At 69.2% G+C, this 18,999-nt stretch carries 16 protein-coding genes and 2 tRNA genes; 5 read left to right on the top strand and 13 right to left on the bottom strand.

From position 1 onward, the window contains the following. Positions 1–3 precede the first annotated feature (3 nt). Positions 4–1,476: a serine/threonine-protein kinase gene (locus B6G06_RS00080; RefSeq protein ID WP_240494062.1), complete on the top strand. Its 1,473-nt coding sequence runs from the start codon at positions 4–6 to the stop codon at positions 1,474–1,476. Beyond that, positions 1,473–3,332, top strand: coding sequence for a Stk1 family PASTA domain-containing Ser/Thr kinase (gene pknB, locus B6G06_RS00075; protein ID WP_081170327.1), 1,860 nt, complete (start codon positions 1,473–1,475; stop codon positions 3,330–3,332). Before B6G06_RS00080 ends, pknB begins: the two co-directional genes overlap by 4 nt. 294 nt (positions 3,333–3,626) lie before the next feature. Here the strand turns inward: pknB and B6G06_RS10150 are convergent, their stop codons facing one another. Next, positions 3,627–3,782 (bottom strand): hypothetical protein, encoded by a 156-nt coding sequence (locus tag B6G06_RS10150; RefSeq protein ID WP_164505169.1) that lies wholly within the window; start codon positions 3,780–3,782, stop codon positions 3,627–3,629. Further along, a complete protein-coding gene (locus B6G06_RS00070; RefSeq protein WP_081172096.1) occupies positions 3,782–4,537 on the bottom strand; it encodes a class E sortase in 756 nt (251 codons plus the stop codon). The genes B6G06_RS10150 and B6G06_RS00070 overlap by 1 nt, the downstream gene beginning before the upstream one ends. A 228-nt stretch (positions 4,538–4,765) precedes the next feature. Here B6G06_RS00070 and B6G06_RS00065 point away from each other — a divergent pair, with 228 nt between their 5' ends. After that, entirely contained in the window at positions 4,766–5,128 is a 363-nt protein-coding gene (locus B6G06_RS00065; RefSeq protein WP_095532462.1) for a cell division protein CrgA, read from the top strand. Positions 5,129–5,257: 129 nt separating this feature from the next. Here the strand turns inward: B6G06_RS00065 and B6G06_RS00060 are convergent, their stop codons facing one another. After that, positions 5,258–5,740, bottom strand: a complete 483-nt coding sequence (locus B6G06_RS00060; RefSeq protein WP_081170325.1) for a hypothetical protein — start codon at positions 5,738–5,740, stop codon at positions 5,258–5,260. Between the two features lie 197 nt (positions 5,741–5,937). On the opposite strand from B6G06_RS00060, the gene B6G06_RS00055 reads away from it, so the two are divergent. Both B6G06_RS00055 and B6G06_RS00050 read left to right on the top strand, forming a co-directional pair. Then, on the top strand, positions 5,938–6,459 hold the full coding sequence (locus B6G06_RS00055; RefSeq protein WP_080462314.1) for a peptidylprolyl isomerase: 522 nt from the start codon (positions 5,938–5,940) through the stop codon (positions 6,457–6,459). A 113-nt stretch (positions 6,460–6,572) separates the two neighbouring features. After that, entirely contained in the window at positions 6,573–7,316 is a 744-nt protein-coding gene (locus B6G06_RS00050; protein ID WP_338025864.1) for a rhomboid family intramembrane serine protease, read from the top strand. Between the two features lie 471 nt (positions 7,317–7,787). On the opposite strand, the gene B6G06_RS00045 is transcribed toward B6G06_RS00050, so the two are convergent. The 10 genes from B6G06_RS00045 to dnaA form a co-directional block, all read right to left on the bottom strand. Further along, positions 7,788–7,860: transfer RNA gene (locus B6G06_RS00045), tRNA-Ala, on the bottom strand. An 11-nt stretch (positions 7,861–7,871) separates the two neighbouring features. Further along, positions 7,872–8,012, bottom strand: coding sequence for a hypothetical protein (locus B6G06_RS10145; RefSeq protein ID WP_164505168.1), 141 nt, complete (start codon positions 8,010–8,012; stop codon positions 7,872–7,874). Between the two features lie 33 nt (positions 8,013–8,045). Next, positions 8,046–8,119, bottom strand: a tRNA-Ile gene (locus B6G06_RS00040). Between the two features lie 48 nt (positions 8,120–8,167). Next, positions 8,168–8,644, bottom strand: coding sequence for a DUF3566 domain-containing protein (locus B6G06_RS00035; protein WP_080462312.1), 477 nt, complete (start codon positions 8,642–8,644; stop codon positions 8,168–8,170). Beyond that, on the bottom strand, positions 8,641–11,208 hold the full coding sequence (gyrA, locus tag B6G06_RS00030) for a DNA gyrase subunit A (RefSeq protein ID WP_081170320.1): 2,568 nt from the start codon (positions 11,206–11,208) through the stop codon (positions 8,641–8,643). Before gyrA ends, B6G06_RS00035 begins: the two co-directional genes overlap by 4 nt. Before the next feature lie 91 nt (positions 11,209–11,299). Next, positions 11,300–13,360, bottom strand: a complete 2,061-nt coding sequence (gyrB, locus tag B6G06_RS00025) for a DNA topoisomerase (ATP-hydrolyzing) subunit B (RefSeq protein ID WP_080462397.1) — start codon at positions 13,358–13,360, stop codon at positions 11,300–11,302. A gap of 407 nt (positions 13,361–13,767) precedes the next feature. Then, positions 13,768–14,439, bottom strand: coding sequence for a DciA family protein (locus B6G06_RS00020; protein ID WP_188640662.1), 672 nt, complete (start codon positions 14,437–14,439; stop codon positions 13,768–13,770). Beyond that, positions 14,432–15,655, bottom strand: a complete 1,224-nt coding sequence (gene recF / locus B6G06_RS00015; protein ID WP_080462310.1) for a DNA replication/repair protein RecF — start codon at positions 15,653–15,655, stop codon at positions 14,432–14,434. Before recF ends, B6G06_RS00020 begins: the two co-directional genes overlap by 8 nt. Positions 15,656–15,704: 49 nt before the next feature. Then, entirely contained in the window at positions 15,705–16,838 is a 1,134-nt protein-coding gene (gene dnaN, locus B6G06_RS00010) for a DNA polymerase III subunit beta (protein ID WP_080462309.1), read from the bottom strand. 610 nt (positions 16,839–17,448) lie between these two features. After that, positions 17,449–18,999 (bottom strand): chromosomal replication initiator protein DnaA, encoded by a 1,551-nt coding sequence (gene dnaA, locus B6G06_RS00005; protein WP_081170318.1) that lies wholly within the window; start codon positions 18,997–18,999, stop codon positions 17,449–17,451.

Genomic DNA, 18,999 nt, shown 5'->3' with positions numbered 1-18,999 from the left:
CAGGTGGGGCTCGAGCTCCAGGGCCGCTATCAGCTCCTGGAGCGCATCGCCCTGGGCGGCATGGGGGAGGTCTGGCGCGCCACCGATCTCAACTCAGGTCGGATCGTCGCCGCCAAGATCCTCCGCCCCGAGCTCACCGGGGATGAGATCTTTCTGTCCCGCCTGAGGGCGGAGGCCGCCAACTCCCGGGGACTGCGCCACCCCAACCTCGCCGTCGTCCTGGACTTCGGGGAGCGCAAGGGCTCGGGCTGGATCATCATGGAGCTCGTGCAGGGCCGCGCCCTGTCCGACATCCTGGAGGAGAAGGGCACGATGGCGCCCGCGGAGATCCTGCCGATCCTCGCACAGGTGGCCCGCGCCCTCCAGGTGGTCCACGACTCCGGCGTCGTCCACCGCGATGTCAAGCCCTCCAACATCCTCATCAACCGGGAGGGCCTGGCCAAGCTCACCGACTTCGGGATCTCCACCGGCCCCCACCAGCGGCCCATGACCGCCACCGGCATGGTCATGGGCACCGCCCAGTACCTGGCGCCCGAGCAGGCCATGGGCAATGCCGCCCAGCCCTCCGGCGACCTCTACGCCCTGGGGATCATCGCCTACGAGGCTCTCGTGGGCCGCCGCCCCTTCACCGGGTCCACTCAGGTGGACATCGCCTTCGCGCATGTCAACGAGCCCGTGCCGCCGATGCCCAAGAGCGTGCCCCCCGAGGTCCGCCAGGTCGTCATGGAACTCCTGGCCAAGAAGCCCGCCGATCGGCCTGCCTCGGCTCGCGAGCTCGCCCGGCGCCTCGATCGGATCGTCATCCACCTGCCGGAGGAGCACTGGGATCCCGAGGACAGCCTCGCCTGGGCCTCAACAGGCAGGTCGGCCCGGGGGTCGGGCGCCGCCCCCACTGCCGGTGGCGCCATCGGCACCGGCGCAGCGGGCAGAGGCCGGGCTTCCGCGTCCTCCAGCTCCTCTCCGGCCAGTGCCGCCACTGACGAGCAGAGCGCCGTGCCGACGTCCTCGAAGCCATCGAAGGCTGCCGAGCGCCCGCGAGCGTCGGCAAGTGCCGCGGAGTGGGCCGCCGCGATCGTCGAGACAGCGCCCGAACGCTGGCCCGAGCGCCGACCCGAGATCCACAGCGCCCGCCGGAGCACGCACGGCTCGCGCATGCGGGCCCTGCCGGTGTCCCACCGTGCGCGTGATGCTCGTCGCCCCCGCCGCAGCTCGGGTCGGGGCCGCCTCGGCCTGCCGCTCCTGAGCAGCCTGTCCGTCTCAGCTCTGCTCATGCTCGCCGGAGCAGTGCTCATCCTCATTGCCGCCGTCGTGGCGCTCATGAGTACCCTAGCCTCAGCGCAACCGGGCACGACGGACGCCGCCCCTCAACCGCCCACCACCGCCGGAGCCCTGAGCGAAGCAGGCTCAGAGTTGATCGCGCAGGCCTCCGGCTTCCCCGCCCCAGTGCCCGTCACCTCAGTCAAGGAGGCACCGTGACCGACACGTTCCCCGCGATCCTGGCCGGACGCTACGAGATCCGTGACCTCATCGGCCGTGGTGGCATGGCGGAGGTGCACCTCGGGTACGACCGGCGCCTCAACCGCGTCATCGCCATCAAGCTCCTGCGCTCGGACCTGGCCAGCGACTCCACGTTCCAGACCCGCTTCCAGCGCGAGGCCCAATCCGCCGCCGCGCTCAACCATCCCTCGATCGTCGCCGTCTACGACTCCGGCGAGGAGGCCCTCGTCCAGCCGGACGGGACGAGCCGCACCGTCCCGTATATCGTCATGGAGTACGTGGAGGGCCATACGGTCCGCGAGCTCCTGGGCGACGGCGAGGCCGTCCCGATCCCCGAAGCGGTCGAGATCGTCACCGGCGTGCTCGACGCCCTGGAGTACTCCCACCACGCCGGCATCGTCCACCGGGACATCAAGCCCGGGAACATCATGATCACCTCCACCGGCGCGGTGAAGGTCATGGATTTCGGCATCGCCCGCGCCATCGAGGACTCCGCGGCGACCGTCACCCAGCAGCACGCCGTCGTCGGGACCGCCCAGTACCTGTCCCCCGAGCAGGCCCGCGGGGAGGTCGTGGACGCCCGCTCGGACCTCTACTCCACCGGCTGCCTCCTCTACGAGCTCCTCACCGGCCAACCGCCGTTCACAGGCGACTCCGCTGTGGCCATCGCCTACCAGCATGTGCGGGAGGTGCCCAAGCCGCCGTCGTCGATTGCCGCCGATATCCCGGAGGCGATCGACCGGGTGGTCCTCAAGGCGTTGGCCAAGCGTCGCGATGACCGCTACGGGGATGCCGCCCACATGCGCACCGACCTCCTGGCCGCGCAGCGGGGCAGTGCCGTGTCCGCGCCCGCGGCCTCCGCCTGGGCCGCCGCTCCGACGACAACGCTCCCGCAGCAGGCCGACGCCTTCAGCCCCGCTCACCCCGAGACGCCCGCCCCGCCGCCCCCTGCGGCCCGCCAGCCCCTGCCCATGCCCGTCGAGGAGGATGACCAGCGCGAGTCCAAGAACCGTCTCGGCCTATGGCTGCTCATCGCGGCGCTCCTCGTCGCGGCCGGGTTGGGCGTATGGGCGGTCAGCTCGGGGATCCTCGGCGGGGCCGATCCCAAGCCGACCGCCTCGCCGACGCCGACCACCGTCGCCGTCCCGGATGTCACGGGCAAATCGGAGCAGGAGGCCAAGGCGGCGATCGAGTCCGTCGGCCTGGTCTACGCCAAAGGCGACGACGTCGCCTCTGACACGATTCCCTCGGGCCGCGCGGCATCCACCGACCCCGCTGCGGGCACGGATGCGGCTCCCGGCTCCACGGTGACAGTTCAGTACTCGCTCGGCACGGCCATGGTGGATGTCCCCGATGTCTCCGGCAAGACCCAGGAGGAGGCGCGCGAGGCCCTGGAGAAGGCGGGTCTGAAGGTGGGAACCTCCACCTCGGAGGACTCCGCGGAAGTGGGCAAGGACAAGGTTATCCGCACTGATCCGGTGGCACGGACCTCCGTGCAGCGCGGCACCACTGTCTCGCTCGTGCTGTCCACCGGCCGGGTCACCGTTCCCGATGTCAAGGGCATGACGCTGGAGCAGGCGCAGTCGGCCCTTCAGGACGCGGGCCTGACCTACAATGTCAACAGTCCGACCACGGAGAAGACCTCCGACCAGGCCAAGAAGGACAGCAGCGAGGTCACGGGGACCTCGCCCGCGCCGGGCAGCTCGGTGGAGGCCGGTTCCCAGATCACCATCGACTACAAGAAGTTCGACTACCAGCCCGCGCCAACAACGCCCGCCCCGAAGCCGAGCGGGAAGCCTTCATCGACCCAAACCACGTCCCCAACCGGCGGCTGACCCCCTCCTTATCGCCGAGACCGGTCGATCAGTACGGCGAGATTGCGAACCGGCCGCCCTCCCGCCGAGCATCGTCCTCGTCGACGGGTGCTGCGCGCACCGGTGCCGTGAGCACCGAAGGGTACGTTGAAAGTGCGACTCCGGTGGATAACGCCGCCATCCTTGCTGAACACGCGCCCCGACAGCGCTACCACCCACTCCTTCCGAACCGGTCTCGATCCTGATATCGACCGGTCTCGCATGTAAGGAGGGGCTATAGGGCGGCGGGGCGCGAGGCCGAGGGCGGATGCTCGGTCATACGGTGGCCTCGCCAGAGAGGTGGAAGGTCTCGTTGGCCCACGGGAAGACGAACTCGAACAACCCGAGGACCACGAGTGCAGCGAGGACGAGTGCCTCAATGAGGCGCAGCCACACCGGTCCGGGCAGGCGGCGCCAGATCAATCCGTACATCAGTTGACCTCCGGGTCGTTGAGGACCGAGGCCGGGCGGCCCTCGGAGCGGGGCATCCAGTAGGAGAACTTCGCGTAGGTGATCCACCGGTGGTCATTGCCCCACTCGCCGACTGTCAGCGAGTGGCAGGTGGTCAGGGTGAGCATGCGATCGGTGGCCGCGATCTCGGGGTGGTGGGGCACCGGCGCGATGACCTCGACGACGCTCGGGGCCACGATCTCGTGCTCGGTGACGGTGTAGACGTACCAGGTGTCCTTAGTGGCCACCACCACCTCGTCGCCGGACTCGAGGAGATCGATGCGCCGGAAGGAGTTGCCGGAGGTGCGCCGGTGGCCGGCGAGGGCGAAGTTGCCGATATCGCCCACCTGCTGGGTCTCGGGATAGTGGCCGGCGACGGCGGAGTCGAGGATGTCCGCGGCGGTGCCCTCCAGGATGGGCATGTTGTTGTTCGTCTTGCCGTACCACTTGGGGACGATGAGCATGCCGATGGTCTCCCCGTTGCCGACGGGGGTGAAGGCGGGCGGGGCGTCATAGTGCTTGATGCCCTCGGTCTTGGGGGAGTCGACCTGCTGGCTCTCGAAGGCGTAGCGCGTGGCGGCGGCCTCCTCCTGGGCGTCCAGGCTCGTCCACCACAGCTGCCAGGTGAGGAAGAGGACGATGACGAGGCCCACGGTGATGAGGATCTCGCCGACACCGGTGATCATGATGTCGAGTGCCGAGTGCTTCTTGCGCGCCGCCGCGCCGCCGTGCCTCATGGTGGTCATCCGCACTCCGTCTTCCGCAGGACTTTCCCCAGGGTTGTGGCGGGACTGGTAGCCTGCCCGCCGCTCGGCCGCCAGTCTAGGGCGTCGTCCCTGCCTGTAGGGGCAAGCGTGATCACAGTCCCATCTCTCGCTCGCCGCCGCCCATGCCCTAGGCTAGGAGCGTTTTAGTACCCGCACACGAGCCCTTCCCCAGGCTCGTCATGCTAGGAGGAGGCCCGCGTGGCCCTGCTGAACAAGCTCAAGAAATCTGATGATGACGCGAAGCGCAGCGTCAAGCGCTCCGGCAACCCGGCCAAGGCGGCGAAGGCCGCCGAGGAGGAGTCGCGCGCAGCGGCCAATCGCGTGTCCCGCGTGCCCCAGAAGGTAGTGCGCACCGGCAGCCCCAGCTGGTACGCGCCGTCGATGGTCGCGCTCATGGTCATCGGGCTCCTGTGGGTCGTGGTGACCTACCTGTTCAAGGGGAAGTACCCACTGCCGTACTTCCTCAGCCACCACGCCGCCGACTGGCTGTCCAATGGGAACCTCTACATCGGCTTCATCATCATGATGGTCGGCTTCCTCGGCCTGCTGCGCTGGAAGTAGACCCCCGCGAGGGCCTCGCCGACCCTGCGGCCAGCACCGCACCCGGGCGATGATCGATGACGGCGCCCCCACCATGTCAGGTCGGGGGCGCCGTCGTCATGCGGTCACGGGCGCGATCAGCCGGTGGGCTCAGGCCCCGGTGGGCTCTTCAATGGCCTCGGCGCCCTCCTCGGCGGAGTCGGCCCAGTACTCCTCGGCCCACGGGTCCTCGACGGGCTGGCTGCGGCGCCAGGCGATGTAGGCGGCACCGGCGGCGGCGGCGACCACGGTGGTCCAGGTGAGAACCTTGAGGCCGCGGCGGCAGCGGCGCTTCTTGGGGGCGACGACGGGCGCCGGGGCCTCGGCGATCGCGGCGCGGGCGGCCTCGGCGGCGCGCTGGGCGCGCGGCAGGTAGTCGTCGACGACGCGGGCGCGGGCCTCGCTGTAAGCGGGCTCGATGCGCGTCTGCGCCTCCTTGGCCGCGCGCGAGACATTCTCCCCGGCGCGCGCGACGCGCGGGGCGGCCCACTCGGCGGCGCGCTCGGCCCGCTCGGCGATGGCCTCGGCGAGGTTGGCGGCCTCCTGACGGAGGTGGTCGGAGTCGATCCTCTTGTCGGCGGTCTTGCAAGGCATGGCGCTCTCCTCCTGGGGGCGTTCAAATGGTCGTGTCGCGGGATGCCAGGGCGGCGTGAGGCGAACTGGGACCCATGGTGGCACTGTATCTCGCCCGGGCGGGTGCTCTTGATGGCAGCGTTTTGCCTGGGGTGAACACGCCCCGCCACCCGTGAGCGGAGAGAGCCCCGACCGCCCGCCCATGGGACGATGAGTCCATGGAAGCGACTCTTCACACCACCCTCGGAGATATCCGCCTGTCCCTCTTCCCGGAGCAGGCGCCCGTGACCGTTGAGAACTTCGTCGGGCTCGCCACCGGGTCGCGGACCTGGACGGATCCGCGCACTGGTGAGGGCTCCAACGCGCCCCTGTATGAGAACGTCGTCTTCCACCGGGTCATCCCGAACTTCATGATCCAGGGCGGTGACCCACTGGGCACCGGCCGCGGCGGCCCCGGCTACACCTTCGACGACGAGATCGACCCGAGTCTCACCTTCGACGCCCCCTACGTCCTGGCCATGGCCAATGCCGGCCGTCACATGGGCAAGGGCACCAACGGCTCGCAGTTCTTCATCACCACCGCTCCCACGGCCTGGCTGAACGGCAAGCACACGATCTTCGGAGCCGTCGCCGACGACGAGTCGAAGGCCGTGGTGGACGCGATCTCGGCGACGCCGACGGACAGCACGGACCGTCCCCTCAAGGACGTCACCATCACCTCGGTGAGCGTCGTCCAGTGACGGCGGCGGGCGGCCCGGGTACCCCAGGCGCACCGGTCTGCCCGCGCCACCCCGATCGGGTGGCCTATGTGCGCTGCCAGCGCTGCGGCCGCCCGGTGTGTCCCACCTGCCAGGTGCCCAGCGCCGTCGGCGTGCACTGCGTGGACTGCACCGCTCGCGCCAGCGCCGGGCGCCGGGTCCCGACGACGGCGCTCGGCGGGCGGCTCTCCGACGGCTCCACGCTCATCACCAAGGCGCTCATCGCCGTGTGCGCCGCTGTCTTCATCGCCCAGAAGCTCCCCGCCTCGACGGGGATGGGGCTGAACGTGATCAGGGAGCTCGCACTCGTGCCGGCTTTCGTGGGCGCTGAGCCGTGGCGCCTGCTGACCAGCGCTCTCCTGCACGGCTCGATCATGCACCTGGCCTTCAACATGTGGGCCCTGTGGGTGCTGGGCGAGGCCCTTGAGCCCCTGCTCGGCCGCTGGCGCTACAGCGCGCTCATGGCGCTGAGCGCCCTGGGCGGATCGACGGCGGTGTACTGGCTGTCCTCGCCGGGGTCACCGGACTGGCGCACCGCGACGGTGGGAGCCTCCGGTGCGGTCTTCGGCCTGTTCGCCGCCATGTTCGTCATCCAGCGGCGCTTCGGACGGGACACCACGGGCATCGTAGGGATCCTCGTGCTCAACCTGGTCTTCTCCTTCACCGCCGCTGGGATCTCCTGGCAGGGGCACCTGGGAGGGCTCATTACCGGAGGCGTTGTCGCCGCGGTCTACGCCTGGGCGCCCCGCGAGCGCCGGGGAGCACTCTCGGCGGCTGGCACCGTCGCCGTGGCGCTGGCACTGGTGAGCCTCGTGGCGCTGCGCCTGGCGAGCCTCTGAGGAACTTCTCGCCAACGAATCACATCAGTGTGGTTCATCCACAGCTGGGGATAACCATGTGGAAGAACAGCGCTGTGGTTTTCCACAGAGCTGTCCCCAAGTGGGGAAAGCCCGGAATTGCAGTCGCTTGACTGTCCACAGGTCTCCACAGGGCTAGCGGCCGAGTCTCTTCGCAGCCTGTGGGCAAGCGCCCTCGGCCGGTCATCATCCGGATCGCCCACGAGCTGCTGGCGCGCCCCGAGGCCGCCGTGTCCTATCGGCAGCGGGCCATCGCGCCTCTGCGGGACGGGGCGATCAACGCCGTCTCCAACAGGTCCAGCGAAGTCGCCTCCCATGCCATGACGTCCCATTCGTCAGCGGGATTCCGGGCGCGGTGGGGCGGCGGGGCCATCGGAGTCCCGGCGGGAGTCGCTGAACCAGCCATCGCCTGCTGGAGGACCCGGCGCGCCGCGCCATCGCGGACGACAGGAGTGGAGCCAACGGGACTCGAACCCGTAACCCCCTGCTTGCAAAGCAGGTGCGCTACCAATTGCGCCATGGCCCCTCGGGGAAGGGTCAGATCTCCTCGACCGGGTCCGTGACCTCGACCCAGGCGGTCTGCTCCTTGCGAGCGGCCTCGTACGTGAGCCAGGCCGCGTAGGCGATCGCGCCCATGCACGAGAAAACCGCAGCGGTCAGGGCCGTCCGGTTCCTCATGTGGAGCCTCCTCGCCGTCGCGCTGCGGTGCCGTGGGCCTAGCTGGACTCGAACCAGCGACCTCATCCTTATCAGGGATGCGCTCTAACCAACTGAGCTATAGGCCCTTGAGACCAGACGAGATTATCTCATCGGGTCTGGGAGGACCAAATCGGTCAGTCATCCGCCAGTGTGAGATGAATCCCTCCCACGAGAGAGGCGATGACGTTATAGATGAGGGCCGCAAGCGTGCACAGGGCGGTGCTCAGGATGAGGTTGACGACCGCGATGATCGTGGACATCGAAATGGCCCGGGAGAACTTCATGTACTCCACGACGCCGGTGAAGGCATTGGACTGCGTCTCGACGACGGAGCCCACGAGGTCCTGGATCTGGGAGAACACGTGCAGCGAGTCGAGCATGAACCACACGATGGCCGCGCCGACCACCATCATGATGCCGATCGCCACGTTGAGCAGCAGGGACACCTTGAGAACGGACCAGGGGTCGACTCGATTGATCACGAGCCGCACGCGGCGGGGGCTGCCGAGCGCGGGCTGCTTGGCGCCCTTGCCGGTGCCAGCCGCGCCGGCCGCGGGCGGGTTCGTTGTGATGGATGCGTTCATGGGCTGGGCGGCGTCGGGCTGGCTCATTGGTCCTCACTCTCGTCCTCGCTCAACGCTACCGCGTCGGCGGGGGCCTGTGCAGAGTCATCGGCATCGAGGTCGTGCTCGGCATTGCGGGCCACCGCGATAATGCGATCGCCGTCGTCCGGCTTCGCGAAGGTCACGCCCTGTGTGGCACGGCCGGTCACGGAGACCTCGGCGATGGCGGAGCGAACCACCTTGCCAGAGGCCATGATGCACATCACCTCATCGGTGGGAACGGTGACGAGCGCGCCCACGAGGTCGCCGCGCTCCTCGACGAGATTGGCGACCTTGACACCCAGACCGCCGCGCCCCTTGACCGGGTATTCGCGCACGTTCGTGCGCTTGGCGAAGCCGCCCTCGGTGACGACGAACAGGTCGGCGTTCTCCCAGGAGGGGTCGATGACGCCCATGGCGAGCAGGCAGTCCCCCTCCCGGAAGCGCATCCCTGTTACGCCGCTCGTGGCGCGCCCAGTGGGGCGCAGGGTGGAGTCATCGGCGTGGAAGCGCAGGGACTGGCCGTGGCGGGAGACGAGCAGTAGGTCCTGGCCGGCCGACAGGAGCGAGGCGGAGATGAGCTCATCGGGGTTGCCGTCCTCGTCATCGCGCAGGTTGATGGCGATGATGCCGCCCGAGCGGTTGGAGTCGTACTCGGACAGGCGGGTCTTCTTCACCAGGCCGCGGCGCGTGGCCAGCACGAGGTAGTCGGCCTGGTCGTAGGCGCCGAGCTCCATGACCTGGGCGATCTCCTCGCCCGGCTGGAAGGCGAGCAGGTTGGCCACGTGCTGGCCCTTGGAGTCGCGCCCGCCCTCGGGCAGCTCGTAGGCCTTGGCGCGGTAGACCCGGCCGAGGTTGGTGAAGAACAGCAGCCAGCGGTGCGTGGTGGTCACCCCGAAGTGCTGGACGACGTCGTCCTCGCGCAGGGCGGCGCCGCGCACGCCCTTGCCGCCGCGGTGCTGGGAGCGGTAGGCGTCGGTGCGGGTGCGCTTGGCGTAGCCGGAGCGGGTGATGATGACGACGACATCCTCCTCGGGGATGAGATCCTCCATGCTCATCTCGCCGTCGAAGGGGACGATCCTCGTGCGGCGCTCGTCGCCGAACTTGTCGACGATCTCCGCGAGCTCGTTGGAGACGATGTCGCGCTGGCGCTGCGGGGAGGCGATGATGTCGCGCAGATCGGCGACCTTGGCCTGCAGGTCCTCGGCCTCGGTCTGGATCTTGAGGCGCTCCAGGGCGGCCAGGCGGCGCAACTGGAGGGACAGGATCGCCTCGGCCTGGGCCTCGTCGACGCCGAGCAGCCCCATGAGGCCGGTGCGGGCCTCCTCGGTTGTCGGCGAGCGCCGGATGAGGGCGATGACGGCGTCGAGGGCGTCGATGGCCTTGAGCAGGCCCTCCAGGATGTGGAGGCGCTCCTCGGCCTTGCGCAGGCGGTAGCGGGAGCGTCGAACGATGACGTCGATCTGGTGGTCCACCCAGTGGCGCACAAAGCCGTCGATGCTGAGCGTGCGGGGCACCCCGTCCACCAGGGCGAGCATGTTGGCGGGGAAGTTGTCCTGCAGCGGGGTGCGCTTGTAGAGGTTGTTGAGGACCACTTTGGCGACGGCGTCGCGCTTGAGGACGATGACGAGGCGCTGACCGGTGCGTCCGGAGGTCTCGTCGCGGATGTCGGCGATCCCGCCGACCTGCCCGTCGCGCACGAGCTGGGCGATCTTGTCAGCGAGGTTGTCGGGGTTGACCTGGTAGGGCAGCTCGGTGACGACGAGGCACTGGCGGCCCTGGATCTCCTCGACGTTGACGACGGCCCGCTGGGTGATGGAGCCGCGCCCGGTGCGGTAGGCGTCCTCGATGCCGCGCCGGCCCAGGATGGTGGCGCCCGTGGGGAAGTCGGGACCGGGGATGATCTCGAGAAGAGCCTCGAGGAGCTCCTCGCGAGTGGCGTCGGGGTGGTCGAGGAACCACTGGACGCCGCGGGCGACCTCGCGCAGGTTGTGCGGGGGGATGCGGGTGGCCATGCCCACCGCGATGCCCTCGGAGCCATTGACGAGCAGGTTGGGGAAGCGGGCCGGCAGGATGACCGGCTCCTGGTTCCTACCGTCGTAGTTGTCCTGGAAGTCGACGCTCTCCTCGTCGATGTCCCGGACCATCTCCATGGCCAGCGGGGCCATCTTGCACTCGGTGTACCTGGGAGCTGCCGGCCCCAGGTTGCCGGGGGTGCCGAAGTTGCCCTGCCCGGCCACGAGCGGGTAGCGCAGGGACCACCACTGCACGAGGCGCGCGAGGGCGTCGTAGATGGCGGCGTCACCGTGGGGGTGGTAGTTCCCCATCACCTCGCCCACCACGCGGGAGGACTTGGAGAAGGAGGAGTTAGGTCGGTAGCCGCCGTCGTACATGGCGTACAGGACGCGGCGGTGGACGGGCTTGAGGCCGTCGCGCACATCCGGCAGGGCGCGCCCGACGATGACGCTCATCGCATAGTCCAGGTAGGAGCGCTGCATCTCCATCTGGAGGTCGACCGGCTGGATGCGGTCGTGCCCGCGGACGTCGGTGGGGGTGGTGGTCTCGTCGCTCACGTGGATCCTTCAGTGTCCTTCAGTGCCTTGAGTGCCCTGCCGGGCGGTGGCGTGGGGCCGACGGCGGCGCGCGGGGCGCCGGCCGCGGCGATCAGATATCGAGGAAGCGGACGTCGGTCGCGTTGCGCTGGATGAAGGAGCGGCGCTGCTCGACGTCGTCACCCATGAGGATCGCGAAGGTCTCATCGGCGTTCGCGGCCTCATCGAGGGTGACCTGCTTGAGGATGCGGGAGGAGGGGTCCATGGTGGTCTCCCACAGCTCGTGATCGTTCATCTCGCCCAGTCCCTTGTAGCGCTGGATGCCTCCTTCCTTGGGCAGGCGGTGACCGGCGTCAGCGCCCGCGGCGAGGAGCTTGTCGCGCTCGGCGTCGGAGTAGGCGAACTCGTGGTCCGCGTTGGACCACTTGAGGCGGTACAAGGGCGGCATCGCGATATAGGTGTGCCCATGCTCGATGAGGGGACGCATGTAGCGGAACAGGAGTGTGAGCAGGAGGGTGGCGATGTGCTGGCCGTCGACATCGGCGTCGGCCATGATGACGATCTTGCCGTAGCGCAGCTTGGCAAGATCGAAGTCCTCGCCGATACCGGTGCCGAAGGCAGTGATGAGGCTGCGGATCGTGTCGGATGACAGCGCGCGGTCCAGGCGGGCCTTCTCCACGTTCAGGATCTTGCCGCGGATCGGCATGATGGCCTGGTGCTCGGGATCGCGCCCGCCCACGGCGGAGCCTCCCGCGGAGTCCCCCTCGACGATGAAGATCTCGCAGTCGGCGGCGTCGCGGCTCGAGCAGTCGCGCAGTTTGCCGGGCATGGAGGCGGATTCCAGGACGCCCTTGCGGCGCGTGGCCTCACGGGCCTTGCGGGCGGCCACCCGGGCGGCCGCCGCCTGGAGGGCCTTGGAGATGACGGACTTGGCGTCCGCGGGGTGGGAGTCGAGCCAGTCGCCGAGCTTGGCGTTGACGGTCTGCAGGACGAAGGTGCGCGCCTCGGTGTTGCCGAGCTTGGTCTTCGTCTGGCCCTCGAACTGCGGCTCGGAGAGCTTGACGGAGATGACGGCGGTGAGGCCCTCGCGGATGTCATCACCGGTGAGGTTGTCATCCTTGTCCTTGAGCAGGCCCTTGTCCCGGGCGTACTTGTTGACCAGGGTGGTCAGCGCGGTGCGGAAGCCCTCCTCATGAGTACCGCCCTCGGTAGTGTTGATGGTGTTGGCGTAGGTGTGGACGGACTCGGAGTAGGCGCTCGTCCACTGCATGGCGATCTCGAGGCTGATGGCCCGGGCGCCCTCGAGGACGGTCTCGGCCTCGAAGTCGATGATCTCGGGATGGACGAGCTCAACCTTCTTGGACTTGTTGAGGAAGGCGACGTAATCGCGCAGCCCGTTCTCGTAGCAGAAGGTGTCGGAGCGGTGCCCCTTGACGGGCACCGGAGCCTCATCGCTCGGTTTGACCTCGTCCCCGGCGATCTCGTCACCCTCCTCGACGGCACTGGGGCGCTCGTCCCTCAGCGTGATCCGCAGCCCCCTGTTGAGGAAGGCCATCTGCTGGAAGCGTCGGCGCAGCGTCTCGTAGTCGAAGTCGACCGTCTCGAAGATCTCGGGGTCGGGGTAGAAGGTCTGCGTTGTGCCGGTGGCGTCGGTCTCCTCACCCCTGACGAGCTCGGTGATGGGACGGCCGCCGTCGGCGAAGGACATGCGCCATACGTATCCCTGACGGCGGATCTCGGTATCCACACGGGTCGACAGGGCGTTGACGACGCTGATACCCACGCCGTGCAGGCCGCCGGAGACGGCATAGCCGCCGCCGCCGAACTTGCCGCCGGCGTGGAGGATCGTCATGACGACCTCGACGGTGGGCCTGCCCTCGGTGGGGTGGATGTCCACGGGGATGCCGCGGCCGTTGTCGACGACGCGCACCCCGCCATCGGCGAGGATCGTGACCTCGATGTGATCGCAGTAGCCGGCCAGGGCCTCGTCGACGGAGTTGTCGACGACCTCGTAGACGAGGTGGTGCAGGCCCCGCTCGCCGGTGGAGCCGATGTACATGCCCGGACGCTTGCGCACGGCCTCCAGTCCCTCCAGGACCGTGATGTCGGAAGCGCCGTAGTCCGCGGATCCCGCAGTCGCGGGCGAGGCGGGCGTCGCCGGGTGGGTTTCCACCTGGGGCGATGCCACACCGGCGGAGCTGGATTCGGGCACAGAGTTCTCAGAGGCGTCCTGGTCGGGCACGTGTTTGCTGCTCCTCAGTTCTCGCGCCCGCAGTGCGGGCGGGCCGGGCGGTGCGCGGCGGTGGCCCCGCCGCGTCGCCGGGACGGTCGTCGGCATTCCGCTCTCACAGGGCTCTCCTGGGAGGCGGGGTCCCTCCGTGGGGAGGGGTACGTGTCAGCGCCATCAACGCCTTCGACGCGACATGGGCTTGTCCGAGGCGATCTTATCGCGAAACCGTTCCTGAGCCCGACCTCAGGGGGCCTAGCGGAGCGTGCCGGGCGTCACCCTCGGAGATGGGGCGTGCCGAGTGGCCCTGGGGCAAGGGCCTCGGGGCGCGATCGTGGCAGCCCCTGCGGCGCTCAGCCGTAGGTATCACGGGGACCGCGCCCGCCCCGCACGGGGAAGCGGCCATGGCGCCAGGTGGGTCCGGCCGGCCCCAGCACGTGGACATCGACGGCAGCGCCACCCGCCTCCTCACTGATGCGCCGCGCAATCGTGGGCATCATGAGCCGCAACTGCTGCGCCCAGCTGGAGGATGAGGCCCTGATGGTGATCCTGCCGGGTTCGAAGGACTCCACGCGCGAGTGCTCGGCGATGGACCGGCCGACGATCTCCTCCCAGCGGGCGGCGATGCCGGCCACTGCGAGCATCCCCGCCCACCCCTTGCGTTCGACCATGCGGGCGAGGTCTTTCTTCGCGGTTCGCGGGTCGAAACGGCTGGGGCCGGGACGGCCGCGATCGGCGGCCAACCCGGGCGCGCGATTCGTCCAGTCCTCGCTCCCGGGATCACCGCCCCGGCCACCGTCGATGCCGACGCGGTGCCGGGGAGCGTCCCACGGCGCAGGATCATCCGCCCCCGCGCGCCCGCTGGAGCGCGCAGGGGCGCGCATCTGGCCGCGCTCGAATGCGGAGGCCCGCACGCGGGACAGGGCTCGCGAGGCGAGGCTCGCGCCGTCCCCGGCGGAGCCGGTCCCGCTTCCCCCGAGGTGGTGTCCGTCCTGGTTTCCGGCCTCCCGTGCGGGCTCAGTCACGGGTCACCTCCGATCCAGCCACGCGGAATCGCACTCCGGCCAGGCCCTCCGGCACGTCGGCGTCGACGGCGGCCGTGACCAGCACCTGCTGAGCGCCGGCCACCATGGCGGCCAGGGCGGCGCGGCGCCCGTCATCGAGTGAGGCGAACACATCGTCGAGGATGAGGACCGGCTCGCCGTCGCCCCCGTAGGCATCGACGTCGTGCCGGAGCATCTCGTAGGAAGCCAGGCGCAGTGCCAGCGCCAGCGACCATTGCTCGCCGTGGGAGGCGAAGCCCTTGGCGGGCAGGGAGCCCAAGAAGAGGGAGAGGTCGTCGCGGTGGGCGCCCACGAGGTTGGCGCCGCGCTCGATCTCACGGGCGTGGAGCCCGCCCATCGCCGACTCCAGACGGGCGGACACCGCCGCGGCATCGGCGAGTCCGCTCTCGGCGGTCAGCGCCTCCTCCCACGCCGGTCCGGGCTCGGGGTCGATGGCGCCCTCATGGGCCAGGAGGCTGGAGCGGTACGCGAGGCGCGCCTCGGACTGATTGTCGGAGACGGCCTCATAACAGGACTCGACCCAGGGACGCAGGCGCTGGACCACCTCGATGCGCGCGGCGATGAGCCGTGAAGCAGCGGCGGCGAGCTGGGCGTCCCAGACCTCCAGGGTGGACATCATCGATTCGATGGAGGAGGAGGCGCCCCGGCCCCGGTGGGCGCGCGCCGAGCGCAGGAGGCTCGCGCGCTGGGCGAGGATCTTGTCGTGCTCGAGGCGCACCCCGGCGAGGGCGGGGCGCAGCATGACGGCGAGATCGTCGAGGAAGCGGCGTCGCACCCCGGGCTCGTCGCGCACGAGGGCGAGGTCCTCGGGCGCGAAGACGACGGTGCGCAGTATCCCGGCGAGGTCCCGCGGCCGGCAGGCACCGCGATTGAGGCGGGCGCGGTTGGCCCTGCCCGCGATGATCTCGATCTCGATGACGCTGGGGCGCTCGCCGTGGACCACCTTGGCCCGCACGACGGCGCCACCGGGCTGCTCGCCGTCATCCGCGCGCCGCACGAGGGCCCGATCAGCGCCCACGCGATGGCTGCTCAGCGTGGACAGGTAGGCGATCGCCTCGACGAGGTTGGTCTTGCCCTGCCCGTTGGGGCCGATGAACGCGCTGATGCCCGGTTCCAGGCCCACCACGAGGTGCCGATAGGACCTGAAGTCGTCGAGTGCCAGGTCGGAGACGTACACAGCGGTGCGCGAGGACGGCGCGAGAACGTTGTTGGGGCCTCGCGCCGGGTCAGGCGCCGAAACGGATCGGCATGATGAGGTAGCGGAAGGAGGAGTCCTCCTCGCCGCCGATCGCGCTCATGCCGGTCAGGACCGCGGGCTTCGAGGCGTGGGTGAAGTCGAGGCGCACGTAGGGATCGGAGATGGCCCCGAGGCCGTCGAGGAGGTAGCCGGGGTTGAAGGCGGTGGCGATGTCCTCGCCCTCCAGGTGCGCCACGATGCTCTCGGAGGCCTGGGCGTCATCGCTCTGACCGGCCTCGAGCGTAAGGGTCCCTTGGGTGAACGACATGTGGATCGGGGTGGAGCGCTCGGCGACGAGGCTGACGCGCCGCACCGCGGCCATGAGCTCCTCACGCCCGACGGTGGCGTGGATGAGGGTCTGCTCGGGGAAGAGGCGCAGCACCGGGGGGTAGTCGCCGTCGGTGAGCAGGGACGTGGTGCGGCGCCCGCCGGCCTCGAAGCCGATAAGGCCCGAGGAGGTCCCGCCGCCGTCGGACAGGGCGAGGGTGACGTCTCCGGAGGAGGTGAGCGACTTGGCCACGTCGGACAGTGTGCGCGCCTTGAGCAGGGCGGTGGTCTCCAAGGAGGAGTCCGACGGCGTCCAGGTCATCTCGCGCACGGCGAGCCGGTAGCGGTCAGTGGCCATAAGGGTGAGGGCATCGCCCTGGACATCGACCTGGATGGAGGTCAGCAGCGGCAGGGTCTCGTCGCGGGAGGCGGCGATGGAGACCTGGGCGACCGCCTGGGCGAGGTCGTGAGCGTCGATCGTGCCGGCGGCCTGGGGCATGGGGGGCAGTGCCGGGTAGTCATCGGCGGCCATGGCGGCTAGGGAGAAATGCGAGGAGCCGCAGGTGACCATCACCTTGGTGCCCTCGAGTTCGAGGTCGACCGGCTTGGCGGGCAGGGCCTTGGCGATGTCCGCCAGTAGGCGCCCGGAGACGAGGACGACGCCCTCGGTCTCGATGTCGGCCGGCACCTCGCAGTGGGCGGAGACCTCATAGTCGAAGGAGGCCAGGACGAGTGTCGATCCGGAGGCTTCCAGCCGCACGCCGGCCAGGACGGGCACGGGCGGGCGGGCGGGAACGGAGCGGGCTGTCCAGGTGACAGCCTCCGCGAGGACATCGCGGTCGACCCTGAGCTTCACTGTGGCCCCCTGAGGAGAGTGCGGACAAACAACATCGGCGAGTGTAGACGGTTTGCGCCTGGCGCACGAGGCGCCTGCTGCGTCGGTCGCACGTCGCATGGCCGGAGGCGCTCGGGCTGGGGGGCCGGGCACCTCGTTGGCCGGTCATGCGATTCGGGTCGGTGTAGTGAGTTGGTAGGTGTTGTAGGAGGTGTGGATCCTGTGGGAAACGCACTTCCGCGCTGGCTGGGCGCCGGTGGGGGTGTGGAATGACAAAGGAGTGGTTCGGTGCCCTGGGGCATGGCAGGGGTGGAGGGGCGCAGCAGCGATCAGGGCCGAGTCACAGCGAGACCCGATGAGCGCCACAGACCGGGGCTCGGCGTCCACCGCGTCGGTGATGTTGTCCACAGGTCTGTCCACAGGCGTGGATCAATGATCAAACATCCCACGAATCACATGAGTCACATAGGCCTCATGATCGTTGGCATACCCCCTATATCCGAGACCGGTCGAAATGATGATCGAAACCGGTTCGGAGGGTGCGGTGACGGCGCCAGCGCTCCGTTTCACATGCGGGTCTGTGGATGGAGGACCGGTCTCGCTCCTATTTTCGACCGGTCTCGACGAGAGATCAGTTCTGCTCCAGGGCCGCCTGCTTGATGCGGCTGGTCATCTCGGTGACCTGATTGAAGGTGGAGCGGCGCTCGGCCATCTGCTGGCGGATCTTCTTGTCCGCGCTCATGACGGTGGTGTGGTCGCGTCCGCCGAACTCCCGGCCGATCTTGGGCAGGGAGAGATCGGTGAGCTCGCGGCACAGGTACATGGCGATGTGGCGCGCGTGGACGATGAGGCGCGAGCGGTTGGCGCTGCACAGGTCGTCCACGGTGATGCCGAAGTAGTCCGCCGTCTGCGCCATGATGAGGGGGGTGGTGATCTCCTCGCTGGCGGGGTCGGAGATGATGTCCCGCAGGACCATTTCGGCCAGGGTCTGGTCGATCGTCTGCTGATTGAGCGAGGCGAAGGCGGTCACCCGGATAAGGGCGCCCTCGAGCTCGCGGATATTGGTGGTCACCCGGGAGGCGATGTACTCCAGGACGTCCATGGGCAGGTCGAGTCCCTCGGCCCGAGCCTTGAGCGAGAGGATCGCCATGCGGGTCTCGAGATCCGGCGGTTGGACGTCGGCGAGCAGGCCCCACTCGAAGCGCGAGCGCAGGCGCTCGTCAAGGTTGTTCATGGCCTTGGGCGGCTGGTCCGCGGTGAGGACCACCTGCTTGCCCGCGGAGTGGAGGGCGTTGAAGGTGTGGAAGAACTCCTCGAGGGTCTGCTCCTTGTCCGCCAGGAACTGGATGTCGTCAACGAGCAGGATGTCGACGTCGCGGTAGCGGCGCTTGAAGGAGTCGAGGCTGCCGTTGTCGCGGTTGTCGCGCACGGCGGCGATGAAATCGGCCGTGAACTCCTCGGAGTTGACGTACTTGATTCGCATCGTGGGGTCGAGCGTGCGCGCGTAGTGGCCGATGGCGTGGAGGAGGTGGGTCTTGCCCAGCCCGGAGCCCCCGTAGATGAACAGGGGATTGTAGGCGCGCGCCGGAGCCTCGGCGACGGCGATCGACGCCGCGTGCGCGAATCGGTTGGAGGAGCCGGTGACGTAGGCGTCGAAGGTGTAGCGCGGGTTGAGGGTCGAGCCGTCAGAGCCCGCGGGCGCCGTGGCGGCGAAGGGATTGGACCCGGTGCTCCCCGTCGAGGATCCGTTCTCACCCATCGCGAAGTCGGTGCGCCCCGCCATGAGGGCCGACGGCATCTGCTGGGCAAGGGGGACGCCCGACGGCACCGATGGTGGGGAGAGGGTCGACGGCGCTGATCCGGCATCGGCCATGGCAGTGGGGTGGACCACCGGTGGCGCGATGGGCGGCGCCGGCGGGGGCACAGGGTCCCCGGAGGTGTCGATCATGACCTCGAAGGGGACCTCCTTGCCCCAGGCGGTCATGAGGGCACGGCCGATGGGGTCGCGGGACTTGTCGATGATGTCCTTGGCGAACGAGGAGCCCGCGACGAGGACCAGGGTGCCATCGACGTCGATGACCCGGGTCATGCGGATGATGGACACCTTGCCCTGGCCGAGCTCGCCCGAGGCCGCGAGGACCTCGAGAGCCGAATGCCACTTGGTGACCGCGTCCTCGAGCAC

This window comes from Actinomyces gaoshouyii, from assembly GCF_002076915.1.
Taxonomy (GTDB): Bacteria; Actinomycetota; Actinomycetes; order Actinomycetales; family Actinomycetaceae; genus Actinomyces; species Actinomyces gaoshouyii.
The sequence above is the reverse complement of the archived record's forward strand: the minus strand, read 5'-3'. Positions and strand labels throughout refer to the sequence as shown.